We start from the raw sequence: 16679 nt of genomic DNA, 5'->3' as shown, positions 1-16679 counted from the left end.
TAGGCAGTGCCACAGCGAAACAACCCAGAGGAGGTTTCCATGAAGGGAATGAAGTGGATGTTGGCCACGGTGGTGCTCACCGTGACGGGATGGGCCACCAGCGCGCTGTCCGCGACAGCGGTGGGCCCCATCTGTGACACGGCCGCTCGCGTGGGCTCCACGACGTACTACTCGTGCTCGGGCAGCAGCCACAACGCGCTCGACATGAGCAATGGCACGTGCAGCGAGTGGAACCACCGGGGGATGATCAACGTCAGCCGCTACTACGCCTACTACGGCGGCTGTGCGAACAACTGCAGCGGAGGCACCACCTGTAACGGCGGCGCGGGCAACTACTACGTCGTCACCGGCGCCACCGGCTGGGACTTCCGTCAGCTCCACCTGAACTCCAACGTGTCGTCCGGCTCCAAGACGTGTGACCGCTGTGCGCTGGGCCTCGTGGGCTCCACGGGCAACTCCACCGGCGCGCACGTACACGCGGACAATCGTCAGTACGGCACCCGCAAGACGGCCTGGTACACCAGCGTCGGCACCACTTGCGGCTCCAGCGCGTACTGCAGCAATCGCGTGGGTACGCCCACGCTGTAGTCGCGGTCGCCACACCCCGCGCCCCGCTCCGGTTACCCTATGGCCGGAACGGGGCGTCCCTATTTTCAGGCGTCGGTGTGTCGCGAGCCCTCGGCCGCGGCCTTGCGCAACAGCTCCCCCGTCGCCGCGTCCGCAGGGAAGAACGACTCAATCGCCAGCTCCGCCAGGGTGATGTCCACCGGCGTGCCGAACACCGTCGTCGTGCCGATGAAGGACATGATGCCTCGCGGCGTCTGGATGCGCAGCGGCACCACCACGCCCGCGAAGTCCGGCTCCGCGGACGCGCTCGGGGCCCCCATCGCTCGCAGCTCCTCGAGCAGCACCGCCAGCGTCACGTCCGCCGTGCTCGACACCTGCCGCTGCAGCCTCGTCAGCACGTGCGCGCGCCACTGCTCCAGGTTGAGGATGCGCCGGCCCAGCCCCTCCGGGTGCAGGCTCAGCCGCAGCACGTTGATGGGCGGCTGGAGCAGCTCCATGGGCACGCCCTCCAAGAGCACCCCGATGGCGCGGTTGGCCGTGACCAGTTGCCAGTGCCGGTCCACCGCGAGCGCGGGATAGGGCTCGTGCCCGGAGAGCACCAGCTCCACCGCCTCGCGCGCCGCGCCCATCCGGGGCCCATCCAGCTCGTTCTCCGAATAGACAGGCGCGAAGCCCGCGGCCACCAGCAGCGCGTTGCGCTCGCGCAGGGGCACCTCCAGCTCCTCGGCCAGATGCAGCAACATGTCCCGGCTCGGCGTGGAGCGCCCCGTCTCCAGGAAGCTCACGTGCCGTGCCGACACATCCGCGCGGCACGCCAAATCCAGCTGACTCAAGCTGCGGCGCTGGCGCCACTCCCGCAGCAACTCACCCACCGGACGGCTCGGCATCATCATGCCCCTGACACTAGGAACCCGGGGGAAGCGCTCCAATTACCTCCCACGTAATCGACTTCAAATCCCCCGGCGCGCAATTTGTGTCTCACACGGCGGCCGGATTCACCGGCGCCGCTCTCCGGACTGCTCCTTATCAGGAGCCACACCGAGCGCCTCATCGTGCGTGCGCGTCAACGGGCGGGCCTGCAGTCCGTGTCCCTAGGCACGAAGGCTGACGGTGTCATCGCCCGCCATGTCGCACGCTCTCCCGTAGGCCTTTATTCCGGCGGGATGGGCCAGTCCTGCCGAGTACTTCCTGGCCATCGCGTTCGCAGGGGTGACCTATCACGAGGCGTTCAACACGACGAAGTGAGCACAGCCCTGGAATGAAAGCCGCTCGGAGCGGAAGTGCGCAGGGCGTGGGGGATGGGAAGCACGGCGCAAGACACGGAGCCCTTCTGCGGCCACATGGGATTTCCCTGGTTTGAGCAGGCGGAGTGTACGCGTATCTTGGGCGCGGGGGCCCTCCTCGCCCTGACAGAGGGGCCCACCAACGTCAGGGGATCATGGCGCGACGTCGGAGATATAGAGGTAGGTCGGACTGGGATTGTTGCGGCGCTCCACACGGAAGGTTTCGGAGGCAAGCCTCCGTGCCTGCTCCGCCGTGCTCATTCCAAAGTCGAAGGAGCGCCTCGGTTCGGGAATGAGGAACCCGACCCCTTCGTCCAGTCGAATGCGCGCTTGCTGTCCGTCGGCCCATCGCAGGCTCAACGTGCGTGCATGCGGAACACGGTCTCTAGTGTCTGGCTGCACCTGGAACAACCAGCCCTTGAGCAGGGTGGATAGTACGGCGTCGCGGTCGACCGTACGCATCCAGTCATGCTCCAACTGGCGCCCCAGTCGTTGGTTGGAGGATTCATCGAGCCGGGTGGTCCGGATGAGCACTTGCGTGCTGGGAGTAATGACGCCATGGCGCTCTGCGAGCGCGCGCCCCAATTCACGCACTAAGCGAACCGTAAGAGGGGATCGCACGTATCGATCCGTATATGAGACCTCCACAAGGGGCATCTTCTGTTCGAGACGCGCCTTCAAGAGAGGCGCCTTCCTGCAGATGAGGTCCCAGAATCGCTGGCTGAACGTGTGGATGGGGCCATCCAATTCACCGCGGATGGGCAGTTCGCGCAGGCTGCCCGGCACGGTGGGCCGGAGTCGTGCCTCGGGTACGGGTGTACCAGGGGCGGCGGGAAGTGGCGCTTCCTCCGCCGCGCTCACACAGTGCTCCCCTCCTGCCCCTGTTCCCCAGCTTTCGCCAGGGGCCTGGGCCCCTCCGGCGGTCCAGGCCCATCGCCAGTGACGCTTGTCTCCGCCCACTTCCGCGGCCAGGGAGAGCCCCCTCACGATGGGAAGCTGCGTCATCGTGCGGACCTCGACGCGCGCCGCCGAGGCGAGTCCCGCGAGTGGGCTGAGCACCGATTCGCCCAACTGGGACAGATAGGAGTCCGGCAGGAAAAGACGGATGACTCTTCCTGCTCCGGCCCACTGCAGGAGTCGTGAGCAAAGGGGCCACACCACCACGTCCCAATCTGCGGCATTGCCCCCGAGGTAGAGCCTGAGCTCAGTGGCCTCCACGCGCTGCATCTCGCGCGCGAGCGCATTCTCCATCAACTCGTACTCGAGCTGCGTTGGAGCTCCGAACACCGCCCAGGCCGGCGGCAGTTCGAGGCCTTGGAGGAAGCTTGGATTGAGCAGGGCCAACGCCTTGTGGCGATCCAACCGGGCCAATTCCCGCTGCGTGTCGTAACTCAGCAGACACGCATGACACGCGGCGTCGCACTGGCGTGGGCACTCCAGGATGCGCCGTGCCGCATTCAGGAGCGAGGGCAGGTAGGCCCCAGCGCCTGTTGCGTACCCGGCCCCGCCCGAGGCGGTGTCGAAGAGGATGAGGGAGCGGGCGGGTTCGCCTCTGGCGGTGCGCGCGGGAACGGCGGCCCAGCCGAGCTCACGTTCGCTGATGCCCAGCTTCTTCGTCAGCGCCTCACGCAGTGCGACGGCAAGGGACGCCGCAGTGGAGTCGTCGGCGAGCGGGAATCCGGTTCGGGAGTCCGCCAGTTGCAACTCGAACACATCAGTCCTCACGGTGGCCCCCAGCCACTGATGACGCTTGACGCCCCGCTCCTGGAGATTTCCTGGGCACTGTCCGTCCTCCAACCGGGCCTTCCCACCACGCAGGGGAAAGTGCCCACGCAGTTTTGGAGGCAATTGTTCCTCCCGCTCTGGCTCCTCGGATTCGGCCCTGCCGCAAACCAAGCAGATGGCGAAGCCGTTGCCATTTGTGCCGCCGTTGCGGAAGAAAAGTTCGCCGTCATGCGCCGCTCGGAAGCGGCCCGCATCGGCTCTCGGAAGGGGAAGCCAGGCCCCACCACCAGTGGAGATCCAAGGTGGGCGGGGCGGCACATAGCTTTGCGCTGACAGGTCCGTATGCGGCTTGTAGCCCAAGGGGACGGCGAAACCCGCAGGCTCCAGATAGGGAATGCGCCGCAACAGGTTCGCCTCCGCGCCACAGGCGGGGCACGCGTCAACCTGGACGCTGCTGGATCCTGTAGCGCCACACCGGCACTTCCACGCGGTTCGAAAGGACTGTAGTTCGTGGAATTGCTGATCCGAGGCGGGGATGTGCCAGTTCAGGGTAACACCACCGGAGCGGTAGACGAGTCCGTCCACCACCACGTCGGTCCCTGGCGCGTATTCTCGCAAGGCCAGGGGCAAATCCCGCGAGGGGTATCCACGACGACGCGTGAGTGGCTGGGCGTTCTCCCTTCCGGTCCCGTCCATCTTCTTCTGCTTTCGGTTCTTCTCCTCGCGGGCGAGCTGCTCGCCGGTCGTGTTGACGAACGAAACCACTCCAGTGGGGAAGCCATATCCCGGTAGGAACCCAAGGGAGGATAGCTCTCCCAGCAGATACTCTCCCTCGACACGGCCCATCTGACGGGTAAGAGCAAGCTGCGGAGCCGACGCGGCCTGTCCGTTCTCCTTCACTGGGCCGCCCGCGAGTTGGAGTTGCTCGGTGAGAGCCTCCCATTCGGAGTACCAGCGTTCGCGGGCGCGCTTCATGTGCTCCGAAGTACTGGCGAGCAACCGGGACTCAGGGATGCCCTCCAGGAATGAGCCGGTGACGACACTTCGGATGCCTCGGGTCAACCACGCGTCCGCTGGGGCTCCTTCACTTCGGCTCAGCCAGTTCTCGAAATGCTCGGCGGGGCTGGAGCCCCCGGGCACCGGACTGAAGAAGGTCCCCGCTCGGAGCTCCAATCCGTTGCCTCCCTCAAGCGAAATGAACCGCGTGAGCGCAAGCGCGTTGATGTGCCGCTGAACGATGCGCTCACTCTGCAGTGACACTCGCGGGACGAAGATAGGCGTGATGAAAGGCCACATGGGGTTGTTGAAGACGGCCTCCCCATGAGGAATGGCTTTGCACAAGGTGAGAGTCACGGCGGCGGTCTCCTTGCGCCGCCCCGCACGGCCTGCTCGCTGCAGGAAGTTGGCGGGGCCTGGGGGCGCGTTGTTCATCGCCACCGCGGACAGACCGCCAATGTCCACGCCCATCTCCATCGTGGTGGAGCAACTGAGGACGTTGATGTCCCCTTGCTTAAAGCGGTCTTCCAGCTCTCGCAGCCGCTTGCCGCTTTGCTGCGCCGAGTGCTCCGCCGTTTCGAAGTATTCGGCAGAGGCTGCGAGCCGGTCGCTGAACTCCGTCCACACACCGCGCTGTCGGAGTGCCAGAATGCGTTCGTTCTTCTCCAACCACGACTGTCGCTGATGGATGGGAATAACCCGATCCGCCTCATCCCTCCCATTGGGGTAGGCAAGCTGCGGCATTTGGATACGCGTACACCGCATCTCCTCCGAACGCAGCTCCGGGGTGATGTATGGGGTCAGCCCGTAGAAGGAGGCGTCCAGGACACGCCGGGTCACCGGGCAGACCCATGCCTCGTCTACGGTCGACAGTACGGTGTGCCGGGAAAGATTCATCTTGCGACCATCCGGAAGCTGCTCCAGGAGTCCCAGTCGCAGGAGGGTCTGCCAGGCATCGCGCAACAGCTCATTGATGAATGCGCGGTCTTCCTCCGAATCAGCGTTCAGGCGGAGCGCATTGATGAGCAGGAGCGGCAGGCGGGCCCGGGTATTCTTAGAGGCGAGTGGCCAGAGGAAGAATCGCTCCATAACAGGGGGGCGGGTGGCGTCCGGCCCGAGCAGGAACTTGGGTTTTATTGCCAGCCCTAGCCACCGCAGGAACTCTTCATCGATAAGGACTGCCGTCCGGCCTCGGACGATGAAGTCGATGGCCACCTTGAGGAAGTTCCTCCACTCCTGGGCAGGAAGACTGCGAGCACGCCACGCTGCAGGGGCATCACGCTCATCCAACTTGTCCACGACCGGGTAGCGGATGGCCACCAGCCCAAGCGTCTCCAGGGAGCTTTGTCGCTTCGGGCGGCGGAGAAGCTCTCGGAAGAGGAGGAATCGAGCAAAGTCCCTCGGCGGCAATGCTTCACCCGCGCGCCGCTGCCACGCCGCGTACATCCAATCCTTCACTGCCGTGTCCTGGAGGAGCACTTGAACGGCCTCGTCCCATGAAAGCCTCCCCTCTGCAGGCGCGGACAGACGGGCCAGTTCCTGCTTCTTCTGCTCGAGCATGCCCGCGATGACTGAATTCGTTGCCGCCATCGGTTCGAGTGCGGAGATCTCCTGTTTCAGATGTGCCACAGCGGGGCCAGAGCCAGGGCGGACGGAGGCTCGGTCAGCTTGGAGCTTGTGGTAGAGCACGCTCCGAATCCGATTACGCTCCGCCTCCATCTGCGTTTGGAGCGCGAACTTCGCACTTCCCTGACGGCTGTCCGTGAAGGTGAGGAGTCGCCGTCCTTCGAAGGGGTGCAGGCGCTTCATGTCGTTGAGCACCGGGACGTGTTCGAGCAGGGTGGGAATCGCCACGCCCAGGAAGAACGCACCTCCCGCGCGCAGGGGGCGGAAGAGCTGGCCAGGCTCCTGCTCTCGCTCCCGGCATCGGCCACAGCGCAGGGCGCCCTCGTCGGGCAACAGGTAACACATGGATGCTCCCGAGGGAGGCGTTACGAGCACGCCTGTCTCCGGCTCCAGGGCATCGCTCCTCAGCTCCTGCATCTCCACGCGCCCGTAGCGGCCGAGCAGCCGGAGTCCCATGGTGGGGGCCAGCGAGGGGGACTCATCCTCGTCATTCTCGAGCTCGTTCTCAATTCCGTCGTCCGAGCCATCCTCCTGGTCCAGGTCGTGCGGAATGAAGCGCCGCTGGCCGTCCTCCGCCGAGGTCACCTCTCGCGCCAGGAGGTACTCCGCGCCACAGCCGCCGCAGAGGACCATCGGGAAGACCCTGGCTCCGCACTCACAGTGCTCTCGTCGCTCGAAGTAGATGCGACCAAAGGGCCAATCCGAGCTGGTGAGTGGGCCCTCTCGCTTGGAGCAATCCGCTCGGAAGCATGCCCACACCCCACTTTGCGTGCGATGGAAGAAGTGCCCTCGCAGGGGGAGGAAGGGGGTGTCCTCCAGCATCGCCGAGCGCGCGACATCCAACAGGCGCAGCGTCTCCTGCCGGTCTGTCTCAGTCACTCGCTCGACAGGCTGGCCACGAAGCTCGGCGGCCAACGCGGAGAGAGGTTGCGCCTGCCCTTTGGCAAGCAGTGCGCGGAGGGCACGCGCGCGCGGAGCGCGGGCCAGGGCCCGGAATCGTTCTAGCGGCTCCTGGGCCTGGAGCAACTCCAGCGATGGAAGCTCATCCGCTCGCGTGGACTCCTCTTGCGGCAAGGGGGGCACGAAGCGCTTGCCCTCCACGACATGGACCAAGTCCTCCCGCGTACCCGCGATGTCCGCGAGGAACCTACGCAGATCCCGCCGCGCCGTGTCTCCGTCCGTCCCGCTCAGTGTCGCGGAGGTCGCCACGAAACGCACGTTCCCCGGCTGGACGCCGAACGCATGCATGACGCGTCGCAAGAGCAGTGCGACCTCAGCAGCCTGCGAGCCCATGTAAGTGTGAGCCTCGTCCAGCACCACCCAGCGCAGCATCCCTTGGGACTGTTCGAGGATGGGCTGATCCTCGTGCCGCACGAGCATGTACTCCAGCATGGTGGCATTGGTCACAAGGAGCGGAGGAGGCCTCTTCCGCAGATCCGAGCGACTCAGGACCTCCTCGGGCCGGGACTGCTGGCGCAAGGATTGGACATCGTGGTTAGGCGTTTCGCCATTGTAGAGGCAGAAGCGCGCCTTGCCGTTGAGCGGCCGCGTCCACCCGGAGAGGCGCTCACGCTGGCTGTTGATGAGCGCATTGAGCGGATAGAGGAACAGCGCGCGTACGCCCGTGAGAGGCCCGGCGGTGCGCGCCTCACTCACCAGCGAATTCAGGATGGGAACCAAGAAGCATTCCGTCTTGCCGGAGCCCGTTCCACTCGACACCACCACCGACCGCACCTTGTCCGCGAGGAGGATCCGCCAAGCCTCCTCCTGGTGCGTAAATGGATGGCGGTCGCAGGGGAAGACCACCTCCGGGTTTTCCGCCGAGGCCATGGCCTTCACCAAGCTGGGGTCCAACAAAGCGCCGGAGAGCTGCTGCATGGAGTACAAAGACGTGTGCCAGCCGAAGGTGGCCTCCAGTACGGGCTCGGACAGGAATCCCCCCGCTCTTCCCACTGGAACATCCAGCCTGCGGAAGAGTTCGCTCCGTAGCGGATCCGAAATGGGGCCTAGCTTGCTCACCACCGCGCGTGCCGCGCGATGTCCGAAGGCGCCTGCTAGCGTGGTGAACAGTTGCGTACCGAGGATCTCACTCATCACTTCACCTCACCCAGACAAACGGAAGCCACATAGCCGAACGCGAAAGAGAACCAAGTGGGGTGCGCCTCACGCAGGGTGCGCAATGTGAAGCGGGTCGCTGCAGAGAGCCGCTGGTCATGGACCACCGCCAACGCCGCGAGCACCGGAGCATTGAGCAACGGCAGGGACTCTTCGATATCCTGAAGGGGGCGGAAGACGTGCCGCTGGGCGGTGGGCGGGAAGCCCCGCAACGGTTCCTCGATGGAGGCGTAGTAGTTCGACACGGAGGGCCAAGGAGCGTCTGCATGCAGGCGTCGCAGTTGATGCAGTTCTCCTTCGAGTACCGGGCGGAGGGCCATGGCCACCCCGGGAGAACCGTTGGGAGGCGTCTGTGTCCCGGAGCGCGAGCTGGACGAAGCCATTCGTCCCTTCACCCATTGGAGGACCGCCTCCAACCCTGCGAAGTGGCTTTGGGCCATCTTGCAGACCTCGCCATGGCGTGTATGGAGCATCGGTTCGACAGTGGCTCGGAGGTCTGGAGAGAGATGCGACGCCGAGTCGAGCCAGCTCCGCGTCGCATCCATCCACGCCCGCGCCGAAACGAGCGGCCATTGAAATGGAAGCTCCTCGAGTCCCACCCAGATGCGGCTGCGATCCGGTTCCGAGAGAAGGAACAGGGCGAGCACGGCTGTCTGTGGGTGGTCCACCAGTTGCCGTACGGCATCGAAGGTCTCGGGAGGGAGTTCTCCGAGGCTCCGGAGGTAGGCGAGAAGCGTAGGCCAGTCCGGGTGGTTCGCGTCGCTACCGAGTGCCTCGAGCGCTGCATCCAGTTCGGCTTTACGACGCTGCGGAGGCGCGCACACCGCGCGTTGGAGCGGACCCAGCACGGGGACTTCGCTCCCTCCGCCCTCGGAGCAGACGTTCCAGAGCAACGGGCGTCCTCGATACCAATTGCCTTCACGACCCGTGACGAGCCAGGGACCCGGCGCGAGGTCCGACGGGATGAGCCAGGTCCCTGGCGCCACTCGTTCCAGTTCGCGCTCGGGAGTCACGGGATGGACGAGCGGGCGGATCTCCACCGCAAGCGCCGCTCCTCCGTTCATTCCGGCCATGTCTGTCTCCGCCAGACGGACCTGGGACATCCTCCATTCTGGCGACAGCGTCAGGTCGTAGCGGCCCACGCGAAGGAGGGGCGGGCGCGACTCGCTCCCCCCGCGAATCCGGAGTCGCAGCTCATAAAGCGCATCTAGGTCTCCGAAGCTCGCGAGTCGCTTGGCCAGCGCGGACTCGATTTCCCCAAGGTTCAGCTCGAGCGTTCCCGGCGCGGTGCAGCGCAGGGGGATCTTCAAACGGAAGAAGGGGTCCAGAGATTGTGCCGTGCCACCGGGAGCGACCTCCAACACCGCAGAGGCCTGAAGGTGCGAAGTCCTCACAAACGCGCGCACGCGCCCGAGTCGATCCAGAGGCACGAGGGTCCCATCCCGAAGTGGGCGCGCCGAAGTATCGGTGAATCCGACAAGTTGACGAGGGAAGGGGACCTGGAGTGAGCAGGCTTGCCCGCCAGGCCAAGCCACATCAATGGAGGCGAAGTCCGGAGCCTCGCCATCGCAGCGCAGGAGGATCTCTGTGTCCGCCCCGGAGACCTGGACGTCCGCGTGAACGTGGGGCGCGGGGGGCACCTTCACGCTCGCCCCCCCGAGCGCGCGGAGACACAGACGACCCTGTCGAGCCCCTTCGGGTTGTGCGCGCAACGAGGCTCCCGGAGGCAGAATGCGCAACCGCGTCTGGAACAGCAACGCACCGCCGGAGAGGTAACGGAGGCTCACGTCGCCCACGCAGGCTCCATCAACGCGCCGCCACGTTTTTGCACCCATGGGCCGGTAATCGAGTTCCCTGCTATCGCGGCGTTGCTCGAACCCAGTCGCGAATCTCACCCGCAGGGCCGGGACTCCAAGGTATGCAACCACTCCCGGGAGCAGTTCCTGGGCCTCCGTCTCCAGGCGGCACTGCTGCGTCTCCTCCGAGTCCGAACCCGTGTCCACCTGGCAAACACCCATGTCGGCGAGCGCCACCTGCACACATCCCTGGAGTCGGAAGACCTCCCGACCGCCCACGAGTTGGCCCAGGCGCTCCCACCGTGCGCCTGGCACCCGCACTGTCAGGTGGGCGCCCTCGGGCAGCGCCAGCAGTACCTCGGAGACACGGAAGCGGCCGGAGCCCGTGCCGGCGAGGCGCCAAGTTCCTTCCTCCTTCGCCTGAAGGTCGGGGACGAAAAGCCACGGCAACATGCCGAGTTCCTCGCCTCGAGGCAGGACATACCTGCCCAGCTCCTGGCCCCCAGACCATGCGGACAGGAGGACTGGCCCGAGCCAGGAGTCCCCAGACAGTCGTGCGGAGGCGCCGTGCGTTGTCTCCACGAGGTACTCGGTTGACGAGCGTTGGGTCAACATGGCCAACGGCTGCCGCGTACCATCACTGGCGAGGGAAATGAGCTGCAGTCGCGCCGGAAGCTCTTGTTGCGTGAGGAGCTGCGAGAGCCAGGAATGGGAGAGCTTGCGAGGCAGGGTGATGGCTCGTTCGAGACGGTAGCCTTGATTCCACGGAAGCAGACGCGTGGTGACGTTCAGTTCTCGCTGGTTGGTGGACACCTCTCGAGCAGCCTGGATGAGGCTACGGAGCAGCTTCTCCGCAGTCTTGTGGTGCATGTCCAAGGGCAGCCGCTCCCTCCAATCCGGCTCTCTGTCATCGAGTGCCTGGTAGGGGTCCTCCTCGCCCCGGACCTTGCGCTGGAGCAACACCACCCCTGCAGCGAGCTCGGCGCTGAGCAGGATGACTTGCTCGTTCTGAAGGGCCGAGGGCAACACATGGCGCGAGCGTTGCGCCAACTCCATCGCAGGGGCGTTCGGACAGGGAAAGTCACGCAGCTCCTGGATGAGGCGCAGAAGAAATCGCCCCACATGCGTATCCGGCCGCTCCACGAGACGGAGCGGCATTCCTCCCTCGAGCGCTAGCGACAGAAGGTACTCCTGACGCCCGCTGCGCTCGACGACGCGTCGCCCCCAGAAGCGCAATCCCCGCTCGGTCAACTGGGCCAACTGGGCATGGGCCACATCGCCCACGCCCAAGGCTTCGAGAATACCCCGCCAAGTCCAGCTCCCCTCGAGGTAGTTGCGACGCCACCATTCCGCAGCGCAGATACAAAACGTGGCCGCCGTCCAACCGTCTGCGTTATCCAGCCGCCCCCGGAGTTGCTCCCGGAGCGAGTTCTGGAGTGCCTCGAATTCAGGGCCATCGCAGCGATAGCGAAAGAGGGGTCGTCCGTCCGGCAATTTGCGTGCAGGTGTCTGTCGCCGCTCGAGGAACGACCCGAACCAACCAGTAAGAGCGATGGACATGCCGCCTCCAGATGTGTGAGGCCATGACAAACGATGGCCAGAATCCCCATGCTGTGGAGGTGTGACCCCGTAAGCGGCAGGGTCTCATTGCACCGGCCCCCCATTCACAGCGCAAACTGTAACGCCTAAGGGCTGAAAAGCCATACCACCAGAGGGGTATGAGCGACTCTCGATTCCCGTTGATTCCAGGAATAAGAGTGGGTCCGTAAGGACACTGTGATGGTCTCGAAGGGAAGAACGCCCGTTGGCGCGGTCAGGCGACTGTGGGAGCTGGAGATAGCCAGAAGTGGGGCAGACACCGAAGCCCTCGAGTTCGTCCTCTACGTGTACAAGATCGACATCCACCTCAATCCCAAGGTTGGACGCGACCATTGTCTGCCCCGGCAACGCTGGGTGATCGTGACACATGGCAACAACCAGAAGCACTATCTGGATGGAGCACTCCCTGTCCGGACAGGGAGGCCGACGTCGGTGGAAGGCAAGTCCAAGGACAGCGCATTCTACATCCGGCTACTCTGGCGCCTGGCCAATAAGGACCGACGCGCTCGCCGTATCCACCTCATTCTCGACAACGCTTCGGTCCACTTCAGCAAGAAGACGCGCTTGGCGCTCGCACAACTCGGCAGACGCTTCGTGCCGCCGTACTGCCCGTAAGGCAATCGCCTCGAGCGGGTGTGGCTCGACCTGCACGCCAACGTCACCCGCAACCACTGCTGCTCCACCATGGCGCAACGCATCGCGCGAGTACGTGCCTACCTGACTGCAATAAATGCCCAAAGCTCCGCCTGTCCATCCCCACACCGAGGCGCCGCAAGCGCCCCACCTACCGTCGTTCAAGGATCACAATCGTTGGTGTAGGAACGCGGGGGAAGCGCTCCAATTACCTCCCACGTAATCGACTTCAAATCCCCCGGCGCGCAATTTGTGTCTCACACGGCGGCCGGATTCACCGGCGCCGCTCTCCAAGGACACACCCATGAGCGCCATTCCCGCTTCCCGCACCCTGCTGGGCCACATCCTGCTCGCCGACGGTCTCATCAGCGGCGCCACCGGGGCCCTGATGTTCTTCGCCGCGGGGCCCTTGAGCGACTTGCTGGGCCTTCATGTCACGCTGCTGCGCTCGGCGGGCTTCAGCCTGCTGCCCTTCGCCGCGCTGCTCGTCTTCCTCGCCATGCGCCCGCTCGTGCCCCGAGCGCTCGTCTGGGCCATCATCGTCGCCAACGTGCTGTGGACGGTGGACAGCTTCGTCCTGCTCGCCTCGGGCTGGGTGCAGCCCACCGTCTGGGGTCAGGCCTTCACCCTGGTGCAGGCCCTCGCCGTGGCGGGCTTCACCTGCCTGGAGCTGATGGCCGTCAAGCAGGCCCGCGTGGTGCACGCCTGAGCCGCCTCACACTCCCGCGCCTGGAAGCGGCGCGGCGCTCGACGACTCAGAGCGCCTTGCGGACCGCTTCCAGCGCGGCGTCGTAGTCCGGCTCGTGCATCATCTCAGGGACGACCTCACGGAAGACGACCTTGCCGTCCCGGCCCACCACGAAGGTGCTGCGCGCCAGGAGGCCCAGCTCCTTCATGTACAGGCCGTACTTCCGCGCGAACTCGCGGTTCTTGTAGTCCGACAGCACCGCGACGTTGTTGATGCCTTCGGCCGCGCTGAAGCGGTTGAGCGCGAAGGGCAGATCCAGGCTCAGGTACCAGACCTTCACGTCCGGCCCCATGTCCGTCGCCTGCTTGTTGAACATGCGCAGCTGGATGGCGCAGACCTTGGTGTCCACGCTGGGCGCCACGCTCAGCACCACGACCTGACCCTTGAGCTCCGACAGCTGGTGGGACTCGAAGAACCCCTTGAAGACGGTGAAGTCAGGCGCGACGTCGCCCACCTGCACCTGTCCGTCCCCCTCCAGCGTCACCGGCTGTCCCCGGTAGGTGACCTGGTTCTTGAACTCGGCCATGAATCCCCACTCCTCTCATCACGCGGCCAGCAACGCCGCACCAATGAGGCCGCTGTCGTCACCGAGCTCCGCGTCGGCGATGAGCAGCCCCTCGCGGGACGTCTGGGACGCCCACGCCCGCACACCATCCAGCACCCGGCGCCGCATGCCGGGACAGTGGTTCAACACCCCACCGCCCAGGATGAGTCGCGCCGGATTCAACACCGTCACCTGGTTGGCCACCGCCAGCGCCAGGAACCGCGCGGCCCGCTCATACACCTCCCGAGCCGCCGCGTCGCCTGCTTCCGCCGCCTGCTCCAGCGTCACCGGCGTGAGCTTCGTGGCGTCATTCCCCACCAGCTCCGCCAGTGCGGGCGAGCTCCCGGCCGCCAGCAGCTCCCGCGCCTGCGCGATGAGGTTGTGTCCGCCGGCATACGCCTCCAGGCACCCCTGCTCACCACAGCCGCAGCGTCGGCCATCCGGCACCACCTTGATGTGGCCCAGCTCTCCCGCCACGCCGCCCGCGCCATCCAGCAGCTGTCCGCCCGCGATGATGGCGCTGCCCACGCCCGAGCCCACGAAGACCACCAACAAATCCTGGGCGCCGCGCCCCGCGCCGGCGTGCAGCTCACCCCAGGCGGCGGCGGACAGGTCGTTCACCACCTTCACCTTCTGCCCCAGCCGGTCCGTGAGCAGCTGACCCAGCGGCACGTTGCGCCAGCCCAGGTTGGGGGCGACCGACAGCACGCCGGAGTCCTTGTGAATCTGCGCGGCCGCGCCCACGCCACAGCCGCCCACCACGACGCCCGCGGACTTCACCGCCGCGGACGCCGCCTGGGCAATCGTCTCCACCACCCCGGTGGGGCTGCGCTCGTCGAGGGCCACCTTCGCCGACGCGAGCATCTTTCCCGCCGCGTCCACCACGGCGGCGCGGGCGAACGTCCCACCCAGGTCGATTCCTAGCGTCGCCATGGCGGTGTCCTTTCTCAACCCTTCACGCGCTCGAACAGCTCGGTGACCAGCGCTTCGACTTCCTTCTTCCGCGCGTCGTCCTTCAGCGCACCCTCGGGCGTGAAGGCCTCCATCGCCCGCGCCAGGTGCACCTGGGTGGGCAGCACCAGCGCGCCTACCGAAGACATCACCTGCCGCAGGTGCGGCTGCATGCGCGACGTGCCGAAGTTGCCGGGGCTCGCGCCCATGAGCGCCGCCCACTTGCCCTGGAACAACCGGCCCGGCGCACGCGATGCCCAGTCGATGGCGTTCTTCAGGCCGCCGGGAATGGACGAGTTGTACTCGGGGCTCGAGATGAGGAAGCCCTGGGCCCTGGCCACCCGCTCGCGCAGCGCGACGACGGGCGCCGGCAGGCCCTGGGCCTCCACGTCGCCGTCATAGAGCGGGACGCCGAGCGACTTGAGGTCCACGACGTCGACCTCGGCCCCCAGCGCGCGGGCCTTCTGGACGCCCACCGCCAGGAGCAGCTGGTTGAACCCGCCGTTCCGGAGGCTTCCGCTGATGGCGAGGATGCGAGGCGACGACATGCTCACCCGCCCACTTCCTTCTGCACACGGGCCACCGTGCCCTCGATGAGCGCCTGGATTTCCTTGAGGCGCTCGGCCGTGTTGGCCTCGAAGCGAAGGACGAGGATGGGCTGCGTGTTGGAGGCGCGGATGAGGCCCCAGCCGTCGGGGAACGTCACGCGCACGCCGTCCACGTCGATGATGTCGTGGCCCGCCGCGCGCAGCGTCTCCGTGGCGCGCTTGACCATCTCGAACTTCTTCTCTTCCTTCGTCTCGAAGCGCAGCTCGGGGCTGGCGTACGTCTTGGGCACGTCGGCGAGCAGCTCGGACAGCTTCTGCTTCTCGTGGGTGAGGATTTCCAGCAGGCGCGCGGACGAGTACACCGCGTCGTCGAAGCCGAAGTAGCGGTTCTTGAAGAAGATGTGACCGCTCATCTCCCCGGCCAGCTCCGCGTGCTCCTCCTTCATCTTCGCCTTGATGAGGGAGTGGCCCGCCTTCCACATGATGGGCCTGCCGCCGCGCTTGGCGATGTCGTCGTACAGCGTGTAGCTGCACTTCACCTCGCCGACGATGGCCGCGCCCGGGCTGTCCTTCAGCACGTAGCGGCTGAAGAGGACCATGATCTGGTCACCCCAGAGGATGTTGCCCTGGTCGTCGATGACGCCGATGCGGTCGCTGTCACCGTCGTAGGCGATGCCCACCTCCGCCTTCTCGCGCTTCACCGCGGCGATGAGGTCCTGGAGGTTCTCCACCACCGTCGGGTCCGGGTGGTGGTTGGGGAACGTCGCGTCCATCTCGCAGAACAGGGGCACCACCTCGAAGCCCATGCTCTCGAACAGCGGGACGGCGATGGCGCCGCCGGTGCCGTTGCCCGCGTCGATGACAATTTTCATCCCCTTGCGGCCCACCTTCACCGTCTGCTTCACGAAGTGGTTGTAGGGGGTGATGATGTCGAACGGGGTGACGGTGCCGGGCGTGGCGGAGACCTCGAAGTCAGCGGCCTCGATGAGCTTTCGCAGCGCCTGGATTTCGTGGCTGTGGAAGGTCGTCTTCCCCGCGCCAATCTTGAAGCCGTTGTACTCCGGCGGGTTGTGGCTGCCGGTAATCATGGCCAGGCCATCCACCGGCAGGGTGTTGGCGGCGAAGTAGACCAACGGCGTGGGCACGACGCCCACGTCGAAGACGTTGAGGCCCGTGGACGTCAGGCCGGCACAGAGCGAGTCGCGGAAGCGGGTGGACGACTCGCGGCAGTCGCGGCCCACGGCGATGAAGCGGCCGCCCTTGCGTCGGATGATGGTGCCCAGGCCCTTGCCCAGCAGCTCCACCACCTCGGCGGTGAGGTCCTTGTCCACCAGACCCCGGATGTCGTACTCGCGGAAGATATGCGCGTTCATGAAGGTGTCCCCGCCCTCGGAAGACCGGAGGGCATGACGGAGGGCGGCGGACTCTACACGAGCCCCGACCTTCCCGGCACCCGCCGAGACGGGGGCGCAACCTGCTGAACGGAGGCCCCTCGGGGGCCCTTCAAGTCCCTGGGGTGCCAATCAACCCCTGGATGTGCCCGCCTGT

Annotated in this window: 10 protein-coding genes and 1 pseudogene; 3 read left to right on the top strand and 8 right to left on the bottom strand. The window is 65.9% G+C overall.

The genetic code is table 11. From position 1 onward, the window contains the following. Positions 1–39: 39 nt before the first annotated feature. Positions 40–588: a M23 family metallopeptidase gene (locus FJV41_RS01150; protein WP_141640507.1), complete on the top strand. Its 549-nt coding sequence runs from the start codon at positions 40–42 to the stop codon at positions 586–588. Between the two features lie 65 nt (positions 589–653). On the opposite strand, the gene FJV41_RS01145 is transcribed toward FJV41_RS01150, so the two are convergent. The 4 genes and pseudogenes from FJV41_RS01145 to FJV41_RS01135 form a co-directional block, all read right to left on the bottom strand. Next, complete coding sequence (locus FJV41_RS01145; RefSeq protein WP_141640506.1) at positions 654–1460, bottom strand: helix-turn-helix domain-containing protein; 807 nt, start codon at positions 1458–1460, stop codon at positions 654–656. A 543-nt stretch (positions 1461–2003) separates the two neighbouring features. Further along, complete coding sequence (locus tag FJV41_RS01140; protein WP_246136924.1) at positions 2004–6425, bottom strand: helicase-related protein; 4422 nt, start codon at positions 6423–6425, stop codon at positions 2004–2006. A gap of 36 nt (positions 6426–6461) precedes the next feature. After that, positions 6462–8027 (bottom strand): annotated as a pseudogene (locus tag FJV41_RS56965) (DEAD/DEAH box helicase); the annotation flags it as partial. Between the two features lie 263 nt (positions 8028–8290). Next, positions 8291–11668: an STY4851/ECs_5259 family protein gene (locus FJV41_RS01135; protein WP_220137820.1), complete on the bottom strand. Its 3378-nt coding sequence runs from the start codon at positions 11666–11668 to the stop codon at positions 8291–8293. Positions 11669–11887: 219 nt separating this feature from the next. On the opposite strand from FJV41_RS01135, the gene FJV41_RS01130 reads away from it, so the two are divergent. Together FJV41_RS01130 and FJV41_RS01125 are read left to right on the top strand one after the other, a co-directional pair. Continuing rightward, positions 11888–12322 (top strand): transposase, encoded by a 435-nt coding sequence (locus tag FJV41_RS01130; RefSeq protein WP_141640503.1) that lies wholly within the window; start codon positions 11888–11890, stop codon positions 12320–12322. A gap of 322 nt (positions 12323–12644) precedes the next feature. Then, entirely contained in the window at positions 12645–13049 is a 405-nt protein-coding gene (locus tag FJV41_RS01125; RefSeq protein WP_141640502.1) for a hypothetical protein, read from the top strand. 46 nt (positions 13050–13095) lie between these two features. Here the strand turns inward: FJV41_RS01125 and tpx are convergent, their stop codons facing one another. From tpx to FJV41_RS01105, 4 genes are read right to left on the bottom strand one after another with little or no spacing between them, the layout of a single operon-like run. Continuing rightward, complete coding sequence (gene tpx / locus FJV41_RS01120; RefSeq protein WP_141640501.1) at positions 13096–13614, bottom strand: thiol peroxidase; 519 nt, start codon at positions 13612–13614, stop codon at positions 13096–13098. 18 nt (positions 13615–13632) lie between these two features. After that, positions 13633–14565, bottom strand: coding sequence for an ROK family protein (locus tag FJV41_RS01115; protein ID WP_141640500.1), 933 nt, complete (start codon positions 14563–14565; stop codon positions 13633–13635). Between the two features lie 14 nt (positions 14566–14579). After that, entirely contained in the window at positions 14580–15131 is a 552-nt protein-coding gene (locus tag FJV41_RS01110; protein ID WP_141640573.1) for an NADPH-dependent FMN reductase, read from the bottom strand. A 2-nt stretch (positions 15132–15133) separates the two neighbouring features. Then, entirely contained in the window at positions 15134–16504 is a 1371-nt protein-coding gene (locus tag FJV41_RS01105; protein ID WP_141640499.1) for a phosphomannomutase/phosphoglucomutase, read from the bottom strand. Positions 16505–16679: the final 175 nt, after the last annotated feature.

The sequence above is a fragment of the Myxococcus llanfairpwllgwyngyllgogerychwyrndrobwllllantysiliogogogochensis genome (genome assembly GCF_006636215.1).
GTDB classification, from domain to species: domain Bacteria; phylum Myxococcota; class Myxococcia; order Myxococcales; family Myxococcaceae; genus Myxococcus; species Myxococcus llanfairpwllgwyngyllgogerychwyrndrobwllllantysiliogogogochensis.
Note: the sequence above shows the minus strand (reverse complement) of the source record. Positions and strands in the feature narration are given on the sequence as shown.